Annotated in this window: 20 protein-coding genes, 2 tRNA genes and 2 pseudogenes; 15 read left to right on the forward strand and 9 right to left on the reverse strand. The window is 65.2% G+C overall.

All coding sequences use genetic code 11. The features are described from left to right. The first annotated feature begins 37 nt into the window (after nt 1-37). The 5 genes from ERC79_RS13065 (at nt 38) to ugpC (ending at nt 8,240) form a co-directional block, all read left to right on the forward strand. Entirely contained in the window at nt 38-2,110 is a 2,073-nt protein-coding gene (locus ERC79_RS13065; RefSeq protein ID WP_131578761.1) for a hydantoinase/oxoprolinase family protein, read from the forward strand. Beyond that, nucleotides 2,107-4,077, forward strand: a complete 1,971-nt coding sequence (locus tag ERC79_RS13070) for a hydantoinase B/oxoprolinase family protein (protein ID WP_131578763.1) — start codon at nt 2,107-2,109, stop codon at nt 4,075-4,077. Before ERC79_RS13065 ends, ERC79_RS13070 begins: the two co-directional genes overlap by 4 nt. Nucleotides 4,078-4,544: 467 nt before the next feature. Next, entirely contained in the window at nt 4,545-5,783 is a 1,239-nt protein-coding gene (locus ERC79_RS13075) for a permease (RefSeq protein WP_242676555.1), read from the forward strand. A gap of 208 nt (nt 5,784-5,991) precedes the next feature. After that, nucleotides 5,992-6,936 (forward strand): alpha/beta hydrolase family protein, encoded by a 945-nt coding sequence (locus tag ERC79_RS13080; RefSeq protein ID WP_242676884.1) that lies wholly within the window; start codon nt 5,992-5,994, stop codon nt 6,934-6,936. 221 nt (nt 6,937-7,157) lie between these two features. Then, a complete protein-coding gene (gene ugpC / locus ERC79_RS13085) occupies nt 7,158-8,240 on the forward strand; it encodes a sn-glycerol-3-phosphate ABC transporter ATP-binding protein UgpC (RefSeq protein ID WP_131578765.1) in 1,083 nt (360 codons plus the stop codon). 45 nt (nt 8,241-8,285) lie between these two features. Here ugpC and ERC79_RS13090 read toward each other — a convergent pair whose 3' ends face one another. After that, the gene (locus ERC79_RS13090) at nt 8,286-8,966 is read right to left on the reverse strand and encodes an HAD family phosphatase (RefSeq protein ID WP_131578767.1); all 681 of its coding nucleotides are present in this window, start codon (nt 8,964-8,966) and stop codon (nt 8,286-8,288) included. Further along, nucleotides 8,966-9,796 (reverse strand): DeoR/GlpR family DNA-binding transcription regulator, encoded by an 831-nt coding sequence (locus ERC79_RS13095; protein ID WP_131578769.1) that lies wholly within the window; start codon nt 9,794-9,796, stop codon nt 8,966-8,968. The genes ERC79_RS13090 and ERC79_RS13095 overlap by 1 nt, the downstream gene beginning before the upstream one ends. 315 nt (nt 9,797-10,111) lie before the next feature. Between ERC79_RS13095 and ERC79_RS13100 the strand changes: the two genes are divergently transcribed. From ERC79_RS13100 to ERC79_RS13115, 4 genes are read left to right on the forward strand one after another with little or no spacing between them, the layout of a single operon-like run. Continuing rightward, entirely contained in the window at nt 10,112-11,086 is a 975-nt protein-coding gene (locus ERC79_RS13100) for a sugar ABC transporter permease (RefSeq protein ID WP_131578771.1), read from the forward strand. Continuing rightward, nucleotides 11,086-11,961 carry a carbohydrate ABC transporter permease gene (locus ERC79_RS13105; protein WP_131578773.1) on the forward strand — a complete coding sequence of 292 codons (876 nt, stop codon included), beginning with the start codon at nt 11,086-11,088 and terminating at the stop codon, nt 11,959-11,961. Before ERC79_RS13100 ends, ERC79_RS13105 begins: the two co-directional genes overlap by 1 nt. 40 nt (nt 11,962-12,001) lie before the next feature. After that, the gene (locus tag ERC79_RS13110; RefSeq protein WP_131578775.1) at nt 12,002-13,372 is read left to right on the forward strand and encodes an ABC transporter substrate-binding protein; all 1,371 of its coding nucleotides are present in this window, start codon (nt 12,002-12,004) and stop codon (nt 13,370-13,372) included. Continuing rightward, nucleotides 13,372-14,145: a glycerophosphodiester phosphodiesterase family protein gene (locus tag ERC79_RS13115; RefSeq protein ID WP_131578777.1), complete on the forward strand. Its 774-nt coding sequence runs from the start codon at nt 13,372-13,374 to the stop codon at nt 14,143-14,145. The genes ERC79_RS13110 and ERC79_RS13115 overlap by 1 nt, the downstream gene beginning before the upstream one ends. Before the next feature lie 34 nt (nt 14,146-14,179). Here ERC79_RS13115 and ERC79_RS13120 read toward each other — a convergent pair whose 3' ends face one another. Further along, nucleotides 14,180-15,904, reverse strand: coding sequence for a bifunctional UDP-sugar hydrolase/5'-nucleotidase (locus tag ERC79_RS13120; protein WP_207390316.1), 1,725 nt, complete (start codon nt 15,902-15,904; stop codon nt 14,180-14,182). A gap of 58 nt (nt 15,905-15,962) precedes the next feature. Further along, nucleotides 15,963-17,048 (reverse strand): histidinol-phosphate transaminase, encoded by a 1,086-nt coding sequence (hisC, locus tag ERC79_RS13125; protein ID WP_131578779.1) that lies wholly within the window; start codon nt 17,046-17,048, stop codon nt 15,963-15,965. 61 nt (nt 17,049-17,109) lie between these two features. Here hisC and ERC79_RS13130 point away from each other — a divergent pair, with 61 nt between their 5' ends. From ERC79_RS13130 to ERC79_RS13140, 3 genes are all read left to right on the forward strand, one after another. Next, a complete protein-coding gene (locus ERC79_RS13130) occupies nt 17,110-17,838 on the forward strand; it encodes a dienelactone hydrolase family protein (RefSeq protein ID WP_131578781.1) in 729 nt (242 codons plus the stop codon). A 97-nt stretch (nt 17,839-17,935) separates the two neighbouring features. Beyond that, a tRNA-Ser gene (locus ERC79_RS13135) sits at nt 17,936-18,027 on the forward strand. A gap of 44 nt (nt 18,028-18,071) precedes the next feature. Beyond that, nucleotides 18,072-18,144: transfer RNA gene (locus tag ERC79_RS13140), tRNA-Arg, on the forward strand. A 106-nt stretch (nt 18,145-18,250) separates the two neighbouring features. Here ERC79_RS13140 and ERC79_RS13145 read toward each other — a convergent pair. Beyond that, on the reverse strand, nt 18,251-18,481 hold the full coding sequence (locus tag ERC79_RS13145; RefSeq protein WP_131578783.1) for a hypothetical protein: 231 nt from the start codon (nt 18,479-18,481) through the stop codon (nt 18,251-18,253). Nucleotides 18,482-18,605: 124 nt separating this feature from the next. Here ERC79_RS13145 and ERC79_RS13150 point away from each other — a divergent pair. The 3 genes and pseudogenes from ERC79_RS13150 (at nt 18,606) to ERC79_RS23110 (ending at nt 21,262) form a co-directional block, all read left to right on the forward strand. Then, nucleotides 18,606-19,970: pseudogene (locus ERC79_RS13150) on the forward strand (IS21 family transposase). Continuing rightward, nucleotides 19,967-20,786: pseudogene (gene istB, locus ERC79_RS13155) on the forward strand (IS21-like element helper ATPase IstB). Before ERC79_RS13150 ends, istB begins: the two co-directional pseudogenes overlap by 4 nt. A 326-nt stretch (nt 20,787-21,112) precedes the next feature. Next, nucleotides 21,113-21,262, forward strand: a complete 150-nt coding sequence (locus tag ERC79_RS23110; RefSeq protein ID WP_165497114.1) for a hypothetical protein — start codon at nt 21,113-21,115, stop codon at nt 21,260-21,262. Here ERC79_RS23110 and ERC79_RS13160 read toward each other — a convergent pair. From ERC79_RS13160 to ERC79_RS13175, 4 genes are all read right to left on the reverse strand, one after another. Continuing rightward, the gene (locus tag ERC79_RS13160) at nt 21,259-22,185 is read right to left on the reverse strand and encodes an FRG domain-containing protein (protein ID WP_165497115.1); all 927 of its coding nucleotides are present in this window, start codon (nt 22,183-22,185) and stop codon (nt 21,259-21,261) included. The genes ERC79_RS23110 and ERC79_RS13160 overlap by 4 nt on opposite strands. Nucleotides 22,186-22,391: 206 nt before the next feature. Further along, nucleotides 22,392-22,973 (reverse strand): HNH endonuclease signature motif containing protein, encoded by a 582-nt coding sequence (locus tag ERC79_RS13165; protein WP_131578787.1) that lies wholly within the window; start codon nt 22,971-22,973, stop codon nt 22,392-22,394. Beyond that, a complete protein-coding gene (locus ERC79_RS13170) occupies nt 22,970-23,539 on the reverse strand; it encodes a recombinase family protein (RefSeq protein ID WP_131578789.1) in 570 nt (189 codons plus the stop codon). Before ERC79_RS13170 ends, ERC79_RS13165 begins: the two co-directional genes overlap by 4 nt. Before the next feature lie 271 nt (nt 23,540-23,810). Continuing rightward, nucleotides 23,811-24,413, reverse strand: coding sequence for a hypothetical protein (locus ERC79_RS13175; protein WP_131578791.1), 603 nt, complete (start codon nt 24,411-24,413; stop codon nt 23,811-23,813). Nucleotides 24,414-24,420: the final 7 nt, after the last annotated feature.

Here is a 24,420-nt window from a genome sequence, read left to right on the forward strand (position 1 = left end):
GAACTGGGCCGATACTTGCCGCACCCGAACGAGGAGTATGGCCTTGATCACATCCAGTTCCGACCGAAACCTTCGAGTCGCTGTCGACGTCGGTGGAACCTTCACCGACGTCTGCATCTTCGACTCCCGTGCCTCGACCACGCGTGTGGCGAAGGTGCCTTCGACCCCGCACGACCCCATGGAGGCCGTCGTCGAGGGTGTTCGCAGTGCTGGCGTCGACCTCGCTGACGTCGCGCTCTTCTCCCACGGCACGACAGTGGCCACGAATGCGCTCATCACCAGGAATTTTCCCGCTGCGGCGCTCGTGACGACCCGCGGGTTCCGCGACGTCCTCGAGATCCGAGACGGCACCAAGGACGAGCTGTGGGACGCGTATTCCGACGTCGGCACCCCGTACATTCGTCGCCGCGATCGGTATGAGGTTGCCGAACGAATCGACTACGCGGGAGAAGTCATCACGCCGCTCGACGAGGCGGGCGCCCGCGAGGTCGCACGGCTCCTGCGGCGGAAGCAGATCCAGACCGTTGCGGTGTGCTTCATGAACTCCTATGTCAACCGCGCTCACGAGCAGCGCATGCGGGAAATCCTCGAGGAAGAACTGCCCGGTGTGAGCGTGTCGACATCGAGCGAGATCCTCCCGGAGATCTTCGAATACGACCGTGCTTCGACAACAGTGGCCAACGCGGTGCTCGCCCCCCTCGTCAGCGGTTATGTCAATCGGCTCGAGGCGCAGCTCCGTGTCGACGGATACGACGGTGACCTGCTGCTTCTACACTCCGGTGGCGGATCGATGACGCCGGCCATGGTTGAGCGATACCCGGTCCGATTGGCTGCCTCCGGTATTGCCGCCGGCGCGATTGCCGTCGCCGACATCGCCAACCGATGTGGATATCCCAACGCCATCGGCCTGGACATGGGCGGAACCAGCACCGACATCTCCCTCGTCTATGACGGCGAGATTCGCACGACCAAGCAGTGGCAGGTCGAATACGGATTCCCGATCTCGTTCCCGAGCATCGAAGTGCTGACCATCGGGGCCGGCGGCGGATCATTGGCCTGGATCGACGAGGCAGGTTCGCTGCGTAACGGTCCCACCTCGGCCGGAGCTGCTCCCGGACCCGCCTGCTACGGATGGGGTGGAACAGAGCCGACCAACACCGACGCCAACCTCGTGCTGGGACGCTTGGGGTCGTCCTTGGTCGGTGGCGGGCTGAGCCTCGACAGCGAAGCGGCCGAGAAGGCGATCGGCCGGGTGATTGCGGATCGACTCGATGTCGACACCGACACCGCGGCCAGCAACATCATTCAGGTCGCCAACGCAAACATGGCCGATGCGGTACGGCTGCTGTCGATCCGCCGCGGCTATGACCCTCGAGACTTCGTTCTCGTCGTCTGCGGTGGCGCCGGTGCGCTGCACGGCGCTGCATTGGCCAAGGAACTGAACATTCCCACGGTCGTCGTGCCCCCGCATCCGGGAATCACTTCCGCGCAAGGTTGCCTGCTCGTCGACATCCGACACGACCTCTCCGCGATGTTCCAGGGATTGGTCACCGATATCGATACGGCGGAGTTGGAGCGTGAATTCGTCAGGCTCGAGCGTGAGGGGCTGCAAAGGCTCGAACACGAGGGAGTTCCCGCCGATCGGATGGTGCTCGACCGCAGCATCAGCATGCGTTACGCCGGACAGTGGCGGTCCTTGACCGTGACGGCCGGTGGCAGCGGCGATGACTTCCTGGCGGAGGCTGTGGAGCGCTTCCATGAGGAGCACGAGCGGGACTACTCGTTCCGTCGCGACGACACTCCCGTCGAGATCTACCAGATCGGGTTGCGCGCGATCGGTACCACACCGAAGCCGCAGTTCCCTCAGAACACGGTGCCGTCCACGGAGGCGCCGGTGCCGAGTACGCACCGCTCGGTCTTCTTCGACGAGATCGGAGAGCGCGTCGCGACCCCGGTGTATGACCGGGACGACCTGCGATTCGGCGCCCTGATCGAGGGCCCCGCCATCATTTCGCAGCTCGATTCGACCACCGTGGTGCCGCCGAGTACGACCGCGGTGATCGATGAGTGGGCCAACATCCGTATCAACATCTCGCAGGAGTCCAAGTGAGTACCTCATCGACGCTCGACCGCACCCTCGACCCCGTTACCTTCGAGGTACTCAAGAACGCCTTCGTCACCTCCGTCGACCTGATGTCCGAGCAGATCCTGCGGACGTGCTATTCGTTCGTCATCTACTCGCGCGACTTCTCCTCCGCCTTGTGTGATGCTCGAGGAAATACCGTCATGCAGGGCAGTCAGGACATCGCTGTCCACGTCGGAACGCTCCACTTCCAGTGCAAGGCAGTCATCGAGGAATTCGGTGACGACATCAACCCGGGCGATGTCTTCGCCATCAACGACCCCTACCGCGGCGGAACTCACCTCAACGATGTCAGCTTCATCCGGCCGATTTTCGCCGACGACACCCTGATCGCCTTCGCTCAGAACAAGGGACACTGGGCCGACGTTGGTGGCAGTGTGCCGGGATCGTTCGATGTAACCGCCACCGAGCACTTTGCCGAGGGACTGCGGATCACCCCGGTACGGTTGTGGCACGAGGGCCGGTTCCTGGCCGACGTCGCCAAGCTCCTGGTGGCGAACACTCGATCGCCCGAGATCAGTATGGGTGATCTGCACGCTCAGGCAGAAGCCACCGGAGTCTGCGAACGCGAGCTCCATCGTCTGGTGGACAAGTACGGCCGGGACACCGTCACCGCAGCTATGCAGCAGGTGCAGGACTACGTCGAGCGTATTGTGCGTCAGCGCGTCGCGGCGCTGCCCGACGGCACTTGGACCACCGAGGACTTCCTGGACTCCGATCCGGCGAAACCCGAAGGCCTGGTGCCGATTCGGGTGACGATGAGCATCGAGGGCGACCAGCTCAGCTACGATCTCAGCGGAAGCGCACCCGCGGTGGCCAGCTTCCTCAACTGCGGATACGGCACTGCCTTCTCCGGAATCGTCGCAGGAACGAAGACGTTCTTCCCGGACGTCCCGCTCAACTCCGGTCTCTACAACGCGATCACCACGGAACTGGGGCCCGAGGGCACCGTGGTCAACGCTGGATGGCCGCATGCTGTCACCGGATTCTGCTCCGGGCCGTACGAGAAGATCATGAACGCGATCTTCGAGCTGTGGTCGAAAATCGTGCCTGAACGGGCCATCGCGTGCTCGTTCAACCTCGAGTATCTCCTCATCGGCGGCCGGGACGCCCGAGACCCGCAGAACCCGTTCTTCATGTGGTACGACTGGATGGCCGGCGGATGGGGTGGACGCAGCAGCAAAGACGGCTCGACCGCCACGGCCCCGGTGTTCGGTGTCGGTTTGGCCGTGCAGCCCTGTGAGGGTCAAGAACGACTCACTCCAGTCCTGACCAGTGAACACTCGATCATCACCGACTCCGGTGGTCCCGGAACCCACCGCGGAGGATGCGGGTTGTCCAAGGGCGGTGTGCTTACCGACTGCGACAACACGGTGATGTCCTATTGCTGCGATCGCGCCCGATCGTTGACGTGGGGAATCGAGGGCGGACTGCCGTCCATTCCACACGGCGTCTGGCTCAACCGCGGCACGCCTGACGAACAATTCCTCGGCTCGGTATTCTCCAATGTCACTGTCCAGTCAGGAGATTCGTTCGAAAGGCCCTCCGCCGGAGGCGGCGGTTACGGTGACCCACTCGAGCGTGATCCTGCGGACGTGGTCGAGGACGTCATCGACGGGTACGTCTCCATCGAGCGCGCAGCACTCGACTACGGGGTCGTCATCGACGCCATCGATCCGGAGATCGATCACTACGTCGTCGACGACAGCAAGACCAGGCAACTCCGTACGAGCATTCGGAAGTCGCGCCGTGGCTGGCTCACCACCGACCCTGCCGAAATCGCCGAACGCTACCGCAACGGCGAACTCGACATGCTCGATCTCATCCGCCGCTACGGCGTCATCGTCGACTGGGGGACCGGAGAACTGCTGCCGACCACCACAACACAGTTCCGTGAACTCCTCCAGAACCGAGCAGTGCAGCACTGGAACTGATCCGTCGCCTTGGCGAGGTTCGCAACCTCGCCAAGGCGACATCACACCCCGACGGAACCCGCATCGCGTGAACGACCTCGGGGTGACCTCTGACATCTTCGATCTCGTACCGGTTCAGTGATTCCCAGATCGGTCATGCATGCCGATCGTATGGGCCGGGCGGATTGCTCCCAGTCGTTGCCGCACTTGGCAACCGACCTCGCTGATCAGCGCTTTGGCATCGATTGCCGTCGATGCGGATTCCGGTGGGGGAGAGCGCACGCTCACCCCCACCGAGTGCGCCGGTCGTCATCTCTTCTCTGCCCATAGACCGGCGGACATGGCTCTACCTCGCTGGTACTCGTTCACGAACAGAGAGAACCATTATGTCCAAGCACGATATCGCTGCCCCAGTTCCCGCTGAAAGCCCCACTGCTGTCGAATCAGCCCTTCCCGAATCTCGGCGCGTACCCCGATGGTCGCTGACAATGGCGTGGTGGGCCATGTTCAGCGCCATGTTCTGGCTCTATGTCGCGTCGGCCTCCGCTGATGCCGTAGGCGTACCGGACACGGTCATCGGTATGGGCCTGTCGGTCGTCACCTACGGGATCATCAACCGAATTCTCTCACGCCATGCAACACGAACCGGCCTGTCAGTAGAATCGCTCTCCCGCAAGATGTTCGGAGCCGTCGGATCCATCCTGGCTCCTCTGGTTTTCGCGGCGACCGCCCTCTACTTCGGCGTCTTCGAAGGTTCCATCGTCGCCGTGGCGCTCCAGGAGTACTTCGGCGGCGACCTGCGTACCTGGTACCTGGTCAGCGTGGTCTACATGATTCCGCTCGTCATCGGTGGGGTTGCGACTTGGTTGGACAAGATCAACGGAATCCTCTTGCCCTTCTATGTCATAGGTCTGGTCGCGGTCGTCGTCGGGGCGACGATCAAACAGGGATACCCCAGTGGCTGGCTCGATTCCGTAGCGACGACCGGGCCCCTCCCCGGCTGGATGACCTCGTACCTGATCTACATGGGGGTGTGGGTCATGATGATGTACACCTTCGACTACGCCCGCCTCGGTAAGCCCTCCGACGCAAAGTTCCACGGCACGGTCACTTTCGGCTGGGTGTTCTACCTGTTCACCTTCGGCGTGAACGGCCTGATCGGCATCTACCTGCTGAGCAGTTGGGGAATCGCGGGCACCGAAACCGGCGTCGTCAAGGCCGTCATCAACTCTCTCGGGATCGCTGGTGTCCTGCTGATCCTCGTATCGCAAACACGGATCAACACGGCCAACTACTACCTTGCGTCGAGCAACCTGCAGGTGCTTGCCGACCGCGCATTCGGAAGAACCACTCCGCGAGCAGTGTGGGTATTGGTAGCTGGAGTCCTCGCCTATCTCTTCATGCTCACCGACGTCCTGGGGTATCTGCTCACGGCTCTCGCGTGGCAAGGAGTTCTGGTCACCGCATGGGTGGCCATCGCACTGGTTCATATCGCACTCGACAAGAGTGACCAGGAGCAAGCGGCAGTCTCGACGAGGGGAGGCGGGGCGCTGGCCTGGTTGCTGGCCTCCGCTGTCGGGATCGCGGCAACGGTACAAAGCACCTACCCGGTGGTTGCCCAGCTTGCACCACTGATCACGGTGTTGCTGGCGGCGAGCTTGTACTGGTTCTCGCGTACCTCGCGACTTCTCAACCAGACCAAGACGACCTGCGCGGCCGAGATCTGATCAGTACCTGTGGACGAGTGAGTTCAAGCGGCTCGGGTCCGGCCTCGCCCGGGTCGCTTGTCACAGTTCCCCGAGGGTGATGTCGGGGTAGTTCTCCGCTCCGCCAGCGGCGACGCGCCCATATCCGTACGGTGGAGGGCAACGAACCGGGGGAGGCGGAGACGTGGTGGGTCGATTATTCAGGACGGCGGCGGGCCTGGTGGTAGCGCTGTCGTTGTTCAGTCCGGCCTTGGTGGCGAATGCCGCGACGGGAGTTGCCGAGGCTCGGGCCCGTGTCGACCGCGTGGTGGAGTTGACCGACCAGCGCACTGCGGTGTTCGTATTCTCGCCGTCGATGAACAGGGTGGTGCAGGTGCAGATCCTGCACCCGAAGGGTTCCGCGCCCCGGCCCTCGCTCTATCTGCTCGACGGCGTCAGTGCCGGCTCCGAATCGGACTACCGGGAGAGCACCTGGACGCAGAAGACCGATACGGTCGAGTTCTTCGCCGACAAGGACGTCAATGTGGTGCTGCCGGTCGGTGGCACTGCCGGCTTCTACACTGATTGGGAGAGAAACGATCCCGTGCTCGGTGAGAATCGTTGGGAGACGTTCCTGACCCAGGAACTGCCGCCGATCGTCGACGGCCGGTTCCACGGCAACGGTGTCAATGCGATCGCCGGTCTGTCGATGGGCGCGCAGGGTGCGATGACGTTGATCACCCGCAACCCCGACCTCTACCGCGGCGTCGCCGCGCTCAGCGGCTGCATGGACACCGGCCGCTTCGAATCACAGGCCGTGGTGCGGGGCACCGTAGTCTCCAGGGGCGGCGACGCCGACAACATGTGGGGACCATGGGGCGATCCCACATGGGCCGAGCACGACCCACTGCTGCAGGCAGAACAGTTGCGCGGCAAGGCGATCTTCATCTCGGCGGGCAACGGGCTGGCCGGTCCGTACGAACTCGGCGCCCCGGATACCGTGGAGAAGGTGGTGGTGGGCGGACCGCTCGAGGCGGCGTCTCGGTGGTGCACCGAACTGTTCGACGCCCGGCTGCGTGAACTGGGCATCCCCGCAACGGTGCAGTTGCGGCCATTCGGGACCCACTCGTGGCCGTACTGGCAGGACGACCTGCGTGCAGCGTGGCCGACGCTGGCTCTCGCCTTGGGAATCTAGCCGGAGCCAGTCCCGCGATCGCCTGACAGGGATGCATCTGGATTGAATCCCGCTGCGTCAGGGAGGCGGGGATCCGGGTTGCTCGTTTCCATCGCGTGAGAATTCGCTTTCACGTCGGGCGTTGACTGCATGTCGTTCACCTGGCGGCGATCCAATAGGCGCGGGCGTCAGCCCTTCACCACGGATCGTCGGGCACGTTCCTGCCCGTGAAAGGAAGTCTCATGGCCACCGTCACCTTTGACGGCATCACCCGCCGCTATCCCGGCGCCGACCGCCCCGCTGTCGATGCGCTCGATCTCGACCTCGCCGACGGCGAATTCCTCGTTCTGGTAGGGCCTTCCGGCTGCGGCAAGACCACGTCGCTGCGTATGCTCGCCGGACTGGAGGACATCGACGACGGTCGACTGTTCATCGGCGATCGCGACGTCACCGACGTGGACGCGAAGGACCGGGACATCGCGATGGTCTTCCAGAACTACGCCCTGTACCCGCACATGACCGTTGCCGACAACATGGCCTTCGCTCTGAAGATCGCCGGTGTGTCGAAGGACGAGCGCAACCGCCGGGTTGTCGAGGCCGCGAGGATGCTCGACCTCGAGCCGTATCTCGAGCGAAAGCCCAAGGCGCTCTCCGGCGGTCAGCGTCAGCGTGTCGCAATGGGCCGAGCCATCGTACGGAGTCCACAGGTGTTTCTCATGGACGAACCGTTGTCGAACCTGGATGCGAAACTTCGGGTCCAGACCCGCAACCAGATCGCACAGCTCACCAGGCGACTCGGGGTGACGACGCTGTACGTCACCCACGATCAGGTCGAGGCGATGACGATGGGCGACCGGGTGGCCGTGCTCGACGGTGGTGTTCTGCAGCAGGTGGACTCACCCCGCAACCTCTACCTGCGGCCGGCGAACAGGTTCGTCGCCGGCTTCATCGGCTCACCCGCGATGAGTCTGCTCGATCTGCCGCTGACCGACGGCGGCGCGGACCTCGGCGGCCTGACCTTACCGATCGCCCGCAGCGTTCTCGGCGGTACGGCGGCGGAGTCCGTGACCGTCGGCGTGCGACCCGAGTCGCTGCGTCTGTGCACCGACGGCACCGGTGTGGAGATGCGCGTGGACGTCGTGGAGGAACTCGGCGCCGACGCCTTCGTCTACGGACACGTCCGGGTCGGCGACACCCGCCACGACCTCACTGTGCGGATGGAAGGTCCTCGGTCGGTGCCGATCGGCTCGACGGTCCGCGTCCGCCCCGAAGCCGATGCGCTGCACCTCTTCGACCACGACAGCGGGATGCGCCTGAGCGCGTGAGCAGGGGTGGGGCCGTCCCGACCGGGACGGCCCCACCTCCCGGGCCTAGCGGGCAGAGACGAGCTCGTGCAGGTGCGCCGCAGTCCGGCCGGCCAGTGTGGGCCACACCGTGTGACCCGGATCCAATGGCAGCGGAACGATGTTGGGCACACCGATCGTCACCACCCCCGACGCCTTCGCCGACGCCAGGCCCGGCAGGGAGTCTTCGATCGCGATCACCCGGTCGTGGGTCACGTCGCCCCACGTGCCCCGCAGCTTCTCTACGGCCAACAGGTACGGCTCCGGGTGCGGCTTCCCCATCGTGACCATGTCACCGGTTACCAGGAACTCGAATGTGCCGGCGGGAAGTAGACGCGCGATCTCCTCGGCCAGCGGCTGCTCGCTCATGGTCACCATCGCGCAAGGAATCCCCACCGACCGGACGTCGGCGAGCAGTTCGCGCGCACCCGGCCGCCACGGCATCTCGGTGCGGACTTGGTTGATCACCGAGCCGATCAGCGTGTCGATGATCTCACGGATACTCAGATCGACGCCTGCCGCCCGGATCACGGCAGCGGAGTCCGGCAGCGCGTTGCCTACCAGGGCGACCGCCTGATCAGGGGTCCACGGAACACCGTGTTCGGCAAGAAGTTCGGTCTCAGCCCGGAACCAATAGGGTTCGGTGTCCACGAGCGTGCCGTCCATATCCCACAGCACCGCCTGTACTGCGGTGTCGAGCTCGATCACTACTTCTCCTCGTTCGTTGCGATGGGATCGTGGTCGTCACCGTGGTCGGGCGCGACCACGGTGACCGATACCCCGCGGGAGCGCAGGGTATCGACAAGTTCTTGTGGTGCTGCAGAATCGGTCACAACATCGTCGATGGACGACCAATCCCGTACCAGATGCAGCGACGTTCCCCCCAGCTTGCTCGCGTCCATCAGGAGGACCCGGCGTCGCGCGGACCGGAGCATCTCCGCCTTCACCGCGACGATCGATTCCTCCTGGTGGTAGATGCCGTCGGTGTCCGCGCTCGACGAGGAAAAGAACACGGTATCCACGCGCAGCCCCCGGATGGCGGAGACGGCCGCGACCCCGAGGAACGACTCGTGTCCCGTGTCGTAGGTGCCGCCGACCGCAGTCAGGCAGACGCGGCCGTCGGCGGCGACTCGGGTGAGCGTGGGCAGATAGTTCGTTGCCAGATGCAGATCCTCGATCTCGAGCAGGTGTTCGAGCATCGTTGCCGCCGTCGTGGAATCGTCGAGCAAGAGGGACTGGCCCGGCTCCACGAGGCGTGCCGCGGCGGCGGCGATGGCCCGCTTCTGCGGCATCGCGACCAGGCGGCGCAATGTCGCAGTGATTTCGTAGGTGCTGGTGCGCTGGACGCTCACTCCGCCGCGAAACTTGCGGACGATGCCCCTCCTCTGCAATTCGTCCAGATCCCGGTGCACGGTCATGAGCGATACCCCGAACCGGGCGGCGAGCGTCTGCGCGGAAGCATCCGGTTGCGCCAGTAGGCATTCGAGAATCGACTCCAGTCGCTCCTGCCTGGAGTCGCTGATCGACCGCTGGGTCATGCCGCCCCTCGCTTCCGTTCGGGTCTCGTTCTCTTTCCCGCTTATATCAACGCGAGTGTGATTAACGGATTCTGAACTCGATGGGAACCTTTGCCCGACGGATGCGGAACTCGGGCTGTCGTAAGTCGTCGCAGGAAATCGATCCCTGCGTCAAAAGCGCTGAACAAAGAGGGTATTCGTGAGGGTTGGTGTCCCGTCAGGAGGCGCGGAAGTGACACAGAGCACCTTTTGACCGGGTTCCGATCGGGTGCAAACATCAGCCGTGGCCCAGCTCGGTGATAACAACCGGGTGATATCCAGGAAAGGTCTGTGGCCGTGTCCCTGACAGTCCAGCACCCCGGCTCGCCGGTGGTCGCCGAGCCGGCGGCCGTGCCTCCGCTGCAGCAACGTCCGGTGGCCCCGGCCAAGCGGCGTGGTGCGCGGCGCCGCCGTGAGTACCTGCTGTTCGCGCTGTTCGCGCTCCCCAACCTCGCGCTGATCGCGGTCTTTGCCTACTGGCCGGTGATCGGCAATGCCTATCTGAGCCTTACCCGGTGGGACATGATCGCGCCGAGTCCGACCTTTGTCGGATTCGACAACTATGCAACGCTGTTCACCGATCCGTCCTTCTTGCGGGTGCTGCGGATCACCGCAGTGTGGGTGGTGTCCGTGGTCGGCGTCAGCCTCGTCGGCGGTCTTGCGCTGGCGCTGCTGTTCGCCGCTAAAGTGCCTGGACGGAAGGCTGTTTCAGCGTTGGCATTCTCTCCGCACATCCTTTCGGGTGCGGCGGTCGCGGCGGTGTGGCTGTTCCTGTTCGACCCCAACTACGGACTCTCGCGCGTGGTCTTCTCGCTCTTCGGGATGGACTCGCCGCACTGGACCACGTCGAGTCGCTGGGCGCTGCCCGCACTCATCATCGTCGCGGTGTGGAAGGGCGTAGGTTTCGTCGCGATCGTCTACCTCGCGGCATTGCAGTCCTTACCCGGTGACGTCCTGGAGGCGGCTCGACTGGACGGTGCCAGCAGATGGAAGACGTTTCGCCACATCACTTTCCCATTGCTGTCACCCACCACGTTCTTTCTCGCGGTCACCCAGATCATCGGCGCGTTCCAGTCCTTCGACCTGATCGCGATGATGACCGGTGGTGGTCCCGCGGACGCGACGACGACACTGAGCTGGTTCATCTACTCGCAAGGCTTCATGCAGTTCAAGGCCGGCACGGCCGCCGCCGGCGCCATGATCATGTTCGTGTTGCTGCTGGTCGTCACGGTCGTCCAGCTGCGGTACGTAGAGAAGAAGGTGCACTACTGATGTCCACCTCGAGCCCGCCCGATCGTGACCGGGCTTCGCTCCCGACGAGGGTTCGTTACCGAATAGCGAAACTTCCGGTACTGCTGGCGATTCTGCTGATCGGCCTGCTGTTCCTGATTCCCTTCTACTGGATGTTCAGTTCGGCATTCAAGCCGGAGGAAGAGATCTACCGGTGGCCGCTGCAGTGGATTCCGTCGGAGCTGGTGCTCGATCACTTCCGTCGCGCCTGGGACGCCGTCCCCTTCGGGCAGTTCTTCGTCAACTCCGTGATCGTCACCGCGTTCGGTGCCACGTTCAAGGTGACGCTTGCGGTGTTCAGCGCCTACGCGTTCGCCTTCCTGCGTTTCCCGTTCAAGAAGCTGATCTTCTTGGCAGTGCTCGGTGCCCTCATGGTTCCCGGGCACGTCACACTGCTCATCAACTACATCACCATCGGCAACCTCGGGCTGATCAACACGTACGCGGGCATCTTCCTGCCCGGGTTGGCCAGCGCATTCGGCACTTTCCTGCTGCGCCAGCACTTCCTGGCGCTACCGAAGGAAGTGCTCGAGGCGGCGGAACTCGACGGTTGCGGGCATCTGCGCCGGCTCACGCACTTCGTGCTGCCGATGGCCAAACCCGCCGTCGTCACTGTCGCCCTCATCGCGGTGATCGACGAGTGGAACGACTTCATTTGGCCGTTGCTCGTCACCAATTCGGTCCAGATGCGGACCCTCCCTATCGGATTGATGTTTCTCAAGGAGACCGAGGGCGTCGATCAGTGGGGTCCGATCATGGCTGGCACGGTCCTGGTGGTACTGCCGATGCTCCTGCTGTTCCTCTTAGCTCAGCGCTACATCATCGCCGGGCTTGCCGGCGCCGCTGTCAAGAAATAGACCATTCCGCAATCACTTCCACGTATCGAGGAGCCCCCTCATGTCTGTGTTCTCTCGCGCCGGTGCCCCGGCGCCCGCCCTCAACCGCCGTCGGTTTCTGGCTCTCGCCGGGATGGCCGCCGCCACCGTCCCTGTCCTGGCGGCCTGCGGGTCGCCCAGCGGAGCTTCCGGCGGCTTCTCCCAGCCCGACGTCGCACCCCCGGCTCCGTTCAAGGGCCGCACGAACGTCGTGGTCTGGAGTCCGTGGTCGGGCACCAACCACGAGGCGTTCACCGGCCTGGTCACCCGCTTCAACGAGTCGCAGTCCGACATCTACGCCGAGGTCCAGCAGTTCAAGGGCTATGACGGTGTCACGGAAAAGCTCTCGGCCGGTCTTCAGGCCCGTCAGATTCCGGAGATCGCGGTGTTCTCCGATGTCTCGTGGAACAAGTTCTTCCTCTCCAGCATGATCGAACCGCTCGATGGCTACTTCACCGACGGCTGGAACGGCGAGACCTACCATCGGCGTCTGTTCGAGGAGGGCGTCGTGCGGGGAGCGTCGTACTGGGTGCCGTTCGGGCGGTCGACACCGCTGTTCTACTACAACAAGCAGATATTCGCGGACGCCGGCTTGCCGGACCGTACCCCGCAGACGTGGGACGAGTTCCGGGATTGGGGGCGCAAGGTCACCGGCCGCAGCTACCGCGGCAACAAGGTCGTGATGCGCGGCTACACCGGCGCGGACGATTGGTACTTCCAGGGTCTGCTGTGGAACTACGGCGGTGCGATGTCGAACGGTCTGGACGTCACGCTCGATGCACCGGCGGCGATCGCGGCCGCGGAGTTCGATCGTGCGGTGATCAACGTGGACAAGACCGGCTATCTGGCGCAGGATTACGTCACCGATTTCACCAACGGGCTGGTTGCCACCATGACCAACTCGACCGGTGTGCTGACCGGTCTCACCAAGGGCGCCGATTTCGAGGTGGGGGCCGGTTTCCTGCCCACCGCGAAGGACACCGGAGTCCCGACCGGGGGCGCCGGATTGTCGATCCTCAAGAACGCCGATCCGGAGCGGAAGGCTGCCGCCGCCAAGCTGATCGAGTTCCTGGCGCAGGATCGGCAGGCGGGAGACTGGGCGGTCGACACCGGCTACCTGCCCGCGACTCCGGGGGCGACGGCGTCTGCCGCGGTCACCAAGCGGATCGCCGAGAACCCCAGTTACGGTCTCGCGGTTGAGCAACTCGACATTGCGCGGCAGCCAGACGCGGTGCGGCGCTACGTGTCGTCGACGATCATCGAGGTCCGCGGCGCCATGCAGAAGCTTTACACCGAGAACGCGGACCCGGCCACCGTGCTGTCCGCCGCCGCGAAGGTGATCCGGAAGGACACCGAGGCCATCCGTGCCCAGTACGAGGATTTGGTGGCCTGATGAGCGCACTACTGCCCACCAACTATTCCGTCGTCGGCCATCGCGGCGCGATGGCCGAGTCTCCCGAGAACACGCTCGCATCCTTCCGGCTGGCGGAAGAGATCGGCGTCCACGAACTCGAATTCGACATCCGGCTCTCTGCGGACGGTGTCGCGGTCGTCCTGCATGACGCCACGCTGGACCGCACCGCCGCCGATGAGAACGGGCGCGGCCTCGGGCCGGTTGCCGAGCTGCCGTACGAGCGGATCTCGGCGGTGGATATCGGTGCGGGGGAGAAGGTCCCGACGTTCGAGGCTGTTCTCGATGCGACCACAGTGTCGCTGCAGGTGGAGATCAAGGCGGTCGAGGCGGTTCCCGAGGTGGTGCGGATCGTGGCGCTGCGCCCCGAGGACGCACGACGGATCCGGTTCACAAGCTTCCTGCCCGACGCGCTGCGCCGGCTGCGGCAGCTGGCCCCGGACGTACCGCGCGGCCTGATCACGCTCGGCTATCCCGATGCCGAGCGGCATCCTGCCGGGATCGAGGCGGTGCTCGCCGAAACCGGATCGACCGCGTTCTACTGCGGGTGGGACGGTCTCACCCTCGACGTCGTCCGCGGACTACAGGACGCCGGGTGCGAGGTGGGTGCATGGCCGGTCCGCAGTGTCGACGATGTGCGACGCGGTCTCGAGTGGGGTCTGATCAGCGGGACCGTCGACGATCCGCGCGCGGGATGCGCGTGGCTGCGGGAGGTACAAGGCGCTCGGGGCGTGCTGACGAGCCCAGAGGGATAACTCACGGGGTATCCGCAGTGCGGCGCGGTCCGCGTCAGCTCGGAGGCGCGGTCGAGATGCGATTCGGCGTGGGTGGTGTGACGACGGGGCGGGCCTCGAGATACCTGGTGAGGGCGTCGAGATCGGTTCCGGCGGAGGCGGGTTCGGTGCCGCCGCGCAGGGCGGTGAAGCCATCGCCGCCGTCGGCGAGGAACTTGTTGACCGCAACCCGGTACCTGCCGTCGGGGGCGACCGGGGTGCCGTCGATGCGTAGGTCGGTAACGCGGGACGCCGGCGGAGCCGCGCGGTCGATCCGGTAGGTGAGGGTGGACGACGGTGCCAGGATCAGCTCCGTAGTGGAACCATCGGCGAGGGTCTGAAACTGTTGTTCGAGAACATCCTTCAACTGTGATCCGGTGAGGGTGCGAACCTCGACGGTGTTGGCGAACGGTTGCACCTGATAGGCGTCACCAAAGGTGACGGTGCCGTCGGCGGTGTACGTGAGATCGGCTCGTACTCCGCCCGGGTTGGTGAGTGCGATCTGCGCCCCACGCCCGCGGGCCGCCTCGAGCTGGGCGTCGGCGATCATGTCGCCTAGCGTGCTCTCCCCTCCTCGGGTTGCATCACGAGTGATGTCGGCGGTGATGCGGCCGACCGGACGCCGCGCCACTTCGGCGGACTGCTCGGTAGCACGCTCGGTGAGCTGCGCAGCCTGCGGATCGGGTGGAATGTCGTGAGTGACAATCTGATTGAAGGCCTGGGTGCGCTCGCGATCCACCTCGCCGGTGGCGCGGTCGAGCGTCACGTCCACCACCGACACCATGCGACCGTGCGAGGCTGCCTGCATCATCGGCCGTGGGCTGCCAGCCGGGTCGCTGACGGTGCAGTTGTACTGGTTGTGGCTGTCGGCGGTGAAGATGACGTCGACCTGGGGCGTCGCCCGAGTCGCGATGGTCCGGGCGGGACCCTGCTCGACATCGCACGAGTTGGGCCCGCCGGCTGCTGGCTCGTCGCCGCGGTGCAGTAGGACAACGATTGCGCGCACGCCGAGGAAGTCGAGCGTCGCCGCGGCCCGATCGATCGCTGCGAGCTCGTCGCCGAACTCGAGCCCCTCGACGCCGTCGGTGGACACCTTCGACGCTGCGTCGGCGGGCATCACCCCGATCACGCCGACCGGGACACCGTCGACGTAGTCCACTGCGAACGGCAATGCCGCGGGGGTGCCGTCGCGGAAGGTCATATTCGCGGCGAGCAGCGGGAACTGTGCCCCGGCGAATTCCGGTTGGAACTCGCAGCCGTCCACCGCGTGGCAGCCGCCGGTCTGCATCCGGCGGAATTCGGCGAACCCCTCGTCCAGCTCGTGTGTGCCCACCGAGGCGGCATCGACGCCCATCGCGTCGAGCAGCTTCACCGTTGGTTCGTCGTGAAACAACGCCGACTCGATCGGCGACGCGCCCCAGCTGTCGCCGACGGCATACAGCAGGGAGTTGGGGGCCTGCCCGCGCAGCTGGTCGACGTACGCGGCCAGGTAGGCGGCGCCACCGGCGTCGGTCGCCGGGCCGTCGGCCCGCGACACCTGCGCGCGGGCGCCCTTCGGCGGCTGCAGGCTGCCGTGCAGATCGTTGATGGCGAGCAGGCGCACCACGAGGACGTCGGCGTCACTCGGCCGCGCCACGGAGGCGGGTACACCGACGGTCAGCGAGGCCGACAGCACGGCAACGAGGACCATCGCCCGGCTACGCCACCGGCGTCCGCGCAATTCGCTTCGTGGTGGGCACATCGCCCAGAGTCTGCCAACGATTCGGCCGCAATGTCCGCGCCGACCGATAACGGTTGGGTTACGTCGTGGGGGAGCCGGCGCGGATGCCGGCAAGTTCCACCGCAGCCTCCGACGTCGCAAACGCTAGGAATGCGTCGTTCTCGTGGGGATCCCCGATCGTGATGCGGACGCCGTCTACGCCGTAGGTGCGGATCAGGACGCCCGCTGCGGCGCTGGCCTCGCCGTACGCGACGGAGCGGTCCAGCAGCGGTAGCCACACGAAGTTGGCCTCCGACACGGGGACGTCGTAGCCCGCGGCGAGGAGCGCATCGCGCATCCGGCCGCGCTCGGCCACGACGGCGTGGGTGCGGTGCAGTAGTTCGTCCCGCGCGCCGAGGCATGCGATCGCGGCGGACTGCGCCACCGAATTGACGCTGAACGGGATGTGGACCTTGGCCAACGCGGTGATGATGGTCGGATCCGCCACCGCGTAGCCGACGCGGATGCCGGCCAGGCCGTACGCCTTCGAGAACGTCCGCAGGACGACGACGTTGCGGCGGCCCCGGGCCAGGTCGATGCCGTCGACGCCGGAACGGTTGTACTCGAAGTAGGCCTCGTCCAGCGCGACGACGATGTGCGCGGGCACGGCGTCGAGGAACCGTTCGAGCTCCTCGCGGCCCAGCGCGGTACCGGTGGGGTTGTTCGGGTTGCAGATGAAGATCAGTCGGGTGCGGTCGGTGATCGCGGCCAGCATCGCGTCCAGGTCGTGGCCCTGTCCGGCGTTGAGGGGTACCGGGACCGGCGTCGCGCCGGCGACCTTCGTGACCACCGGATAGGCCTCGAACGAGCGCCACGCGTACAGCACCTCGTCGCCGACCTGGCAGGTGATCTGCACCAGCTCCTGGCACAGGCTCACCGATCCGCAGCCGGTCGCGATGTGTGCCGCCGGCACTCCGAGGGTCTCGGACAGAGCGTGGATCAGTGCGGACGACGTGTTGTCCGGGTATCGGTTCGCGGTCGCGGCGGCGTCGGCGATGGCCTGCGCGACACCGGGCAGCGGGCCCTGTGTCGTTTCGTTGCTCGCCAGCTTGATCGCCCCGGGAAAACTGCGGCCCGGCACGTAGGCGGGGATGGAATCAAGGTCAGCGCGGGTCACGGGGGTCACGATGCGATTATGCGCCCCGTGATCCCGTGCACCGGCGACCCGGTCGTGCCAAGGTTGATTCATGCCGGGAATCTTCCGGGACAGCGCCCCCTTGCGCGCCGACGACAGTTCGCCCGAGCACTCCCGGGGACGTGTTCCATTGACCGCCGTCCAGCCCGATCGGCCCGCCCGTGGCGGGATCGTCGTGCTGCACGAATCGAGGGAGTTCACACCGGCGCTGCTGGACCTGATGCGTGCCCTCGCCGGCGAGGGGTGGGTGGCGGTGGCCCCGCACCTGTTCCATCGAGAGCCCGCGCACAGCGATACCGAGGTATTCGGACATAACCTCTTCGAGGACTTCGACGCCACCTTCGACTGGCTGGTCGCCCGCGGCGTCTACGCCGACTGCGTCGGCGTCCTCGGGTTCGACGACGCAGGCACCGCTGCGATGCTCGTCGCGACCAACCGGCCCGTCGCCGCCGCGGTGAGTGTCTCCGCCCGCGGAATCATCGAGCCGCTGACCGCAGAGACCCCGGCGCTGGTGAACGCGGCGACCTCGCTCAAGGCGCCATGGCTCGGGCTGTACGGGGAGGACGACCCCCTGACCCCTCGCGAACACGTCGAGCAACTGCGGGAGGCGGTCGCGCGGGCCGATGTCGCTACCAACATCGTCAGTTACACCGGGCTGGCGCATCGGGCGGACGAGCCACCCGTGAGCGAGACCTCTGCCGAGGACGATGATCCGCTCGTCGTGGCGATCCTTGACGCCCAGCGCCGCATCTTCGACTGGTTCGACGCCAACCTTCGGTGACGATGTCGAGCTTAGGAGGTTGACCAGCTGTTTTGCGTTTGCTCGCGAAGGTTGTGTAGTGTTTCGCCCGGCGGATCGGAAACGAGCCGGCCCCCAAGGAGGCGTGCCAGAGCGGCCGAATGGGACTCACTGCTAATGAGTTGTCCCCCTTACAGGGGACCGGAGGTTCAAATCCTCTCGCCTCCGCCACACTGGTTCTCGTTGGCCAGCAACAACTTAATACGCTTTTTCATGCGCCCGTAGCTCAACGGATAGAGCATCTGACTACGGATCAGAAGGTTAGGGGTTCGAATCCCTTCGGGCGCACATCAGAAAGCCCCTCACCAGCAGTGATGCAGGTGAGGGGCTTTCTCGTATCGGGTTATGGGGTCGCGACGACACGCTTTCGACACGGATTGGATGAAGGATTGCGTCAGTGGACGGTGAGGTTGAAGATCCTTCCGACATGTTGCAAGTCTTCGTCGCTCCACTCGATGGTGCGGACGCTCTCCTTCTGAACACCGGTCCCCTCGAAGACGGCCCAGCACTCATACTCGCCCTGCTTCGACATATATCGAATTCCGGAGTAGTTCGGCCGCTCGTCTTCACCTACAGCCGTATACGCCCACTGCGCTAGGTCGCGGGTCAGTCTGATGGCGCTCATTGAACCTGCTCAACTCTGCTCACCGAAAGTGCTCACCCGTGTGGCTCCGCCAATGAGGGCGGGTCTCCTTCGATGCTGGTGGTCTCTGACCACGCACCAGCACCCCAAAGGAGACCCGCTTTCTATGTTGACATGGGAGGACGACTTGGAGATACACGCACTCCACAAACGAGGCTGGACGATCTCGGCGATCGCCCGCCACACCGGCCGCAACCGTAGGACGGTCCGCAACTACCTGAACGGGACCACGACGCCCGGCGTGCGCAAACCAGCACGCCAGGATCCGTTCGAGCCGTTCGTCGACTACGTCACCGCCCGCCTGGTCGAGGACCCACATTTGTGGGCCCGCACCCTGTGCGACGAACTCGAGGCGCTCGGCTACACCGCCTCGTATCAGACCCTGACCCGCCAGATCCGGCAGCGAAAGCTACGACCGGTGTGCAAGGCCTGCGCGTGCGCCACCGGCCGCCCCAACGCGGTCATCGAGCACCCGCCGGGCGAGGAAACCCAATGGGACTGGGTCGAACTGCCGAACCCCCCGACCGGGTGGGGCTGGGGAAAGACGGCGCATCTGCTCGTAGGCTCCCTCGCGCAGTCCGGGCGGTGGCGCGGGATCCTCGCCCCGGCGATGACCCAGCCGCAGCTGATCGACGGTCTCGACCGCATCGTCCGGGCATTGGGTGGCCTGACCCGCAGCTGGCGGTTCGACCGGATGGCGACGGTCTGCCACCCGGACTCGGGGAAGGTCACCGCTTCCTGCGCCGGTGTCGCCAAGCACTAAGGTGTCTCGGTCGCGATCTGCCCACCGAGATCCGGGAACCGCAAAGGCGTGGTGGAGAAGGCCAATCACACTGCTGCACAACGCTGGTGGCGAACCCTCGCCGATGACCTGACGGTGGAGCAGGCGCAGGCGAGCCTCGACGAATTCTGCCGGCTGCGCGGCGACACCCGGTTGCGCCCGACCGCGGATGGCCGATCCTCGGTGGCCACCGTCGCCGCGGCCGAACCGTTGACCGCACCGCCGGTTCCGTATCCGGTGACCGTCACCGAGACCCGCACCGTCAGCCGGCAGGCGTTGGTCGCCTACCGCGGCAACCGCTACTCGGTGCCCCCGGAGTTGGCTGCAGCGCAGGTCACCGTCTCCCGAGTTCTCGGCGGCGATGTCGTCGACATCGACACCGCCTCGCAGATCACCGTCGCCAGGCACCGACTCGCACCCGACGGGGCCGGGGCGACCGTCCGTGACCACGGCCACGTCGTCGCCCTCGAACAAGCGGCGATGGCCACCGCCTCAGCGGGTGGTCGGCCGCACCGCCGCAAGGAACGCATCCCACCCGGACCCGACGCGATCGCCGCGGCAGAAGCATTGCACCGCAGCGCCACCGAGAGGCAGATCGCGGGCGAATCATCCACTCCAGCAAACACTTCAACCATCACTGACCTGACCGTTTACGAACGAGCCGCCCGCGGAAGGAACACCCTCGCATGAGCGCAACCCCGACCACCACGCAGACGACGAGTCTCTACCAGCGCCTGCGCGGACACCTGGCCACACTGAAACTCCACGACGCCGCCGAAGCCCTGCCGTCGGTTCTCGATCGCGCGCAGAAAGACGGTCTGTCGATGACCGCGGCCCTCGAGCAACTGTTGTCGATCGAGGTCGATGCCACCGAGGCCCGCCGTCTGGCCGGCCGGCTGCGGTTCGCGTGTCTGCCGACCCCGGCGTCGCTCGACGACTTCGACTACGACGCAGCCCCCGGCGTCGACCGGGCACTGCTCGCCGAACTCGGCACCTGCCGCTACCTCGAGACCGCCACCAACGTGCTGCTCATCGGCCCACCCGGAGTCGGCAAGACCCACCTGTCAGTCGGGCTCGCCCGCGCAGCGGCGCATGCCGGCTACCGCACGTATTTCACCACCGCCGCCGACCTCGCCGCCCGCTGCCACCGGGCCGCCATCGAAGGCCGGTGGGCGACCACGATGCGATTCTACGCCGGACCCACCCTGCTGGTGATCGACGAACTCGGCTACCTACCACTTCCCGGGCGAAGCCGCATCCGCACTGTTTCAGGTTGTCGCGCAACGCTATACGAAGACCTCGATCGTCATCACCACCAACCGCGGCGTCGGTGAATGGGGTGAGGTCCTCGGCGACACCACCGTCGCCGCCGCCATGCTCGACCGGCTCCTGCACCGCTCCGTCGTGCTGAACCTGGACGGCGACTCCTACCGACTCCGCGACCACCACGCCCTCACCGAGAAACTCCGCAAAACCGTCACAGGAACCCGGCAACCGCTACAGTGAACCCCGCCCACGACCGGGCACTTTCATTGAGCACAAGCGAGCACTATCGCTGAGCCTCATCAACCTTATGAATGCTCGCCTCGAAGCCCTGTGGGCGAAGGCGTGGGAGGCGATCGAGACGGCAGAGGGCAAGGGGCAGCTGGTCGGCAAGTCTCAGTTGATTGCAGCAGCCCGAGGTGTGCTGGATTCGCAGGTCAAGCTTCTGGGCCTGGCGGTGCCGGCAAGGCGGATGTCACTCTCGCGTTCACGAAGTCGGATCTCGATGCCGACATCCTCGAGCTCGCCCGCAAGCTCTGCGAGATCGACCAGGACAACCCGGAGGACGTGTGAGCGACAAGACGCCTGTATCCGAGGCCGCTGAGGCCGCGGACCAGCTCGAAGCGGCGCTCGGTGCGCTCGATGCGACACCAGAGCAGGCTGCGTTCCTGGAGGGCGCGGTGGCTGCGCTTCGAGCGCTTGGCGACGGGCGGAACTAGTCGAACGGTGGGACGTAGGGCACTTCGCTCGAGTGACGATGAGACTCAGCAAAGCCCGGAAGATCTGGGTATACGGTGGCGTGGTTGAGACCGAAAACTCCAGTGCGAGTGCTGGTCAGGAAGTCCTTTTTGAGCTCGGGCGTGACTGCTATGAAGTAGCTGTGCACGTCGGTGTAGTCGAACGAGGGATCACTACCGGGCCGTTCGTTCCACCCGGGATGGTCGTTCCAGACGAAGGTGCTGGTCACATCTACCGTCCCCCAAGGCTGGTCCGCAATTTGGGAGATGACGAACGCCCCTTGCTGCGAGGTCATTCGGGGGGTCGTGGTTGGCGGAGTCCAGTACGCCGGCCTGCCACTACGGATCTGAGCGAAGTGTTCCCAGAGTGTCGGAGAAACGTCACTGGGCAGTAGTTCTGTCACCGCCTCCCGACTGAAGGCGATGATGATCCCGGTCTTGTCGCTCTCGTTGGTTGCAGCTATCCAGAGCGCAACAAGGATGTTGCTGGAGATGTCGAGGAGATGCGTCGCTGTGCCGTAGTGCTGCAGCAGCGTCAGCACTTCGAGGTCACTGGCGCGGACCAGCGGTTGACTGAGAGAGCTTGAACTCCGCACTTCGCGGACAAGCTGTCGCAGATACTCCTCAATCGCTCCCTGGCGACTGCGCGGGCTATCGCCCATCGGCACTCGCGCAACGCCAAGGTTGTCGAGCATCTGTTGAACATTGCGGGACCACTTCGGCTGTACGCCGTTCCAAGGCCTATGTATGCGGCGCGCGGCTCCCGGTTCTACCTTCCACGCCTCGTGGGCCTGCCCCCGCCAGCCGATGACCTTGCCATCTGCCAACGCGATCCTTTGAGCGACTTCGATGAGCTCCGGAACGGAGCTCGGAGCGGGAACGCTACCGAAGTTCTTGAGCTTCACCCTCCCGCCGGGTATCGAGTTCTCGTCGTACCAGGGCAATGAGATGGGTTGCCGGTCGACCAATGTTGTCCTCCGCTATCTCTAGCCGTCGGACGGGAACTCTAGTGACCACTCTCGTGAGTATCGGACACCGCGTCTCAGTTCCAACTCGCCGCCCGGGACACTCCGAGTGCCACTGCGATCGTCGGAACGGGATTGTCGCTCGCTCACATACGTTCGGCAAGGGCGGACTCGATAGCTGCAGCGAGCAGCACTGCCTTCGTACCGACCGAGAGGATGGGACCGCCGCCGGGGTCTGCGTCCCAGTGCAGCCCGGCAGAACCGGCAACATCCGAGACGTCCGGCCGTGGCGACCCCGCCTCGATCCAGCGAGCAACACACCCGGGCGAGGCAGCTCCGTCGATCTCGCGGGCAAGGGTGGCGATGTGGTGCTCACGTCGGGCGATCCAACGGAGCGCGGCCTCCGCGTCGGGAGTGTCTGGTGCGTCCCGGTGGCAGTCCCTACAGAGCATGGCGAAGTTGTCAGGCGTGTTTGCCCCGCCGAACTGGTGGGGGACGAGATGGGCCTTCTGGAGTCGAGACCGCTTCCATCGCTTCTCCAGAAGGGCGATCGAGTCGTCCAGATCGCCCACGGCCCAGGAGGCGTCGGACAGCCCGCAGACGAAGCACGTCGGCTCCCCCCAATCGATGAACCGGAGTCCATCAACGTGTGCCCGCCGCTCGCTGAAGGCCCGCACGATGTCGATGGCTTTCGGAGGCGTGGAACGGGTGTCGGTCGTGCTCGTCATCGGGACACCGCCTGCGCACGCTGGGCTGTGTTGTAGACCGTCGCCCTGCTTACCCCGTACTCCCGAGCGAGGGCCGCGGCCGACTCGCCCGCGGACAACCGCCGCGTCATCTCCGCGGCCTGCTCGGCGCTGAGGGCGAAGGCGCGGCCCTTGTACTTACCCTCACGCTTTGCGACGGCGATGCCCTCACGCTGGCGCTCGAGCAGCAGCGACCGCTCGAACTCCGCCACCGCGCCCATCACCGACAGCATGAGAACGCTGCACGCGTCGGACTCGTCGCGGGTGAAGGTCAGCCCCTCCTTGACGAATCGGATGCTGACACCACGGTCGGTCAGCTCGTCGACGACGCGGCGGAGGTCCACCAGGGACCGGGCCAGGCGGTCCATCGAGTGCACCACCAGCTCGTCGCCCTCACGGACGTACTCCAGGCACGCCTGGAACTGCGGGCGGTTGGTGTCCTTGCCTGAGGCGTGGTCGGTGAACATCTTGTCTATCTCGATACCGTCCAGCTGGCGGGCGGTGTTCTGGTCCGCGGTGGATACGCGCTGATAGCCGACTGTGCTCATGGACCGTCCTTCCCTGTCTGTTTAGGGTCTTAGACGAAATTAGACAGAGTGTCGATCAATGCGCAATGGTGTGACTGTCAGCGGTAACTGGCACGGTTCTTGTCGCTGAAGATGGCAGGCCCTGCTGCGGCGGCTTCAACGACTGGACCACTCGAAGCGTCGAGGACCGACGATCACCGGTCAGGCTATTCCGATCCTGAGAGCTATGCGCAGGACTGAGGCGGCCCACACCTGCTGGGCGGGCGTCCTCGCCGAGCAAGGTCGGGTCTACCTAGTCGGTTCGGGTCGTTCGTCGGAGGATGAGCTGTGTTGCTGTTCCGCCGAGTAGTGCGGCGATGCCGCCGAGTATCGGGAGCGCGAGGGCTGGCTCGAGGAGGTTGAATCGGGGTGGCGCGCCGTGTACCGGTGGTTCGGTGAGGGATTCGATTTCTGTGGGGTTGGGGACGTAGTTGGGGTCGGTGATCGCGGCGATTTCGATCACCGGGGGTGAGGACTGGACCAGCTGCGTGGTCACGGTGCCGACGATGATGCCGGTTACGGGGATCGCGAGCCACAGCGCGATCCGAGTGGCGCGGTCGGGCATCCGAGCGACTGATGGGACTGTTGCGAGGAGCAATCCCACAGCGAGACCGATGCCGAGGCCGATGAGCGGGTACACGATTGCTGCTGGCCACCATGGGGGACCGCCACGGTATTCGAGGTAGTCGAGGGTGAAAATGAAGCCGGGTTTGTTCGGGTCCGTCGGCGGCTGAGGAGAAACCAGGACTAGGCGGCGGTGGGCGATATATCGCCAGCCTGCGAGCATCGCCAGCCCTGAACATAGGCCGGAGAACGCCGGGGTGGCCAGGTGCCGTGCCGAGGTTGGGCGGGTCATGTAGGTC

This window comes from Rhodococcus sp. ABRD24 (genome assembly GCF_004328705.1).
Classification (GTDB): Bacteria; Actinomycetota; Actinomycetes; order Mycobacteriales; family Mycobacteriaceae; genus Prescottella.

What these genes read in the sequence shown, in the direction of transcription:
- ERC79_RS13175 (WP_131578791.1), bottom strand. Translation starts at nt 24,413, where the DNA reads ATGACCCGCCCAACCTCGGCACGGCACCTGGCCACCCCGGCGTTCTCC.
- ERC79_RS13115 (WP_131578777.1), top strand. Translation starts at nt 13,372, where the DNA reads ATGAGCGCACTACTGCCCACCAACTATTCCGTCGTCGGCCATCGCGGC.
- ERC79_RS13095 (WP_131578769.1), bottom strand. Translation starts at nt 9,796, where the DNA reads ATGACCCAGCGGTCGATCAGCGACTCCAGGCAGGAGCGACTGGAGTCG.
- ERC79_RS13145 (WP_131578783.1), bottom strand. Translation starts at nt 18,481, where the DNA reads ATGAGCGCCATCAGACTGACCCGCGACCTAGCGCAGTGGGCGTATACG.
- ERC79_RS13105 (WP_131578773.1), top strand. Translation starts at nt 11,086, where the DNA reads ATGTCCACCTCGAGCCCGCCCGATCGTGACCGGGCTTCGCTCCCGACG.
- ERC79_RS13075 (WP_242676555.1), top strand. Translation starts at nt 4,545, where the DNA reads ATGGCGTGGTGGGCCATGTTCAGCGCCATGTTCTGGCTCTATGTCGCG.
- ERC79_RS13110 (WP_131578775.1), top strand. Translation starts at nt 12,002, where the DNA reads ATGTCTGTGTTCTCTCGCGCCGGTGCCCCGGCGCCCGCCCTCAACCGC.
- ERC79_RS13130 (WP_131578781.1), top strand. Translation starts at nt 17,110, where the DNA reads ATGCCGGGAATCTTCCGGGACAGCGCCCCCTTGCGCGCCGACGACAGT.
- ERC79_RS13170 (WP_131578789.1), bottom strand. Translation starts at nt 23,539, where the DNA reads ATGAGCACAGTCGGCTATCAGCGCGTATCCACCGCGGACCAGAACACC.
- ugpC (WP_131578765.1), top strand. Translation starts at nt 7,158, where the DNA reads ATGGCCACCGTCACCTTTGACGGCATCACCCGCCGCTATCCCGGCGCC.
- ERC79_RS13165 (WP_131578787.1), bottom strand. Translation starts at nt 22,973, where the DNA reads ATGACGAGCACGACCGACACCCGTTCCACGCCTCCGAAAGCCATCGAC.
- ERC79_RS13065 (WP_131578761.1), top strand. Translation starts at nt 38, where the DNA reads ATGGCCTTGATCACATCCAGTTCCGACCGAAACCTTCGAGTCGCTGTC.
- ERC79_RS13120 (WP_207390316.1), bottom strand. Translation starts at nt 15,904, where the DNA reads ATGTGCCCACCACGAAGCGAATTGCGCGGACGCCGGTGGCGTAGCCGG.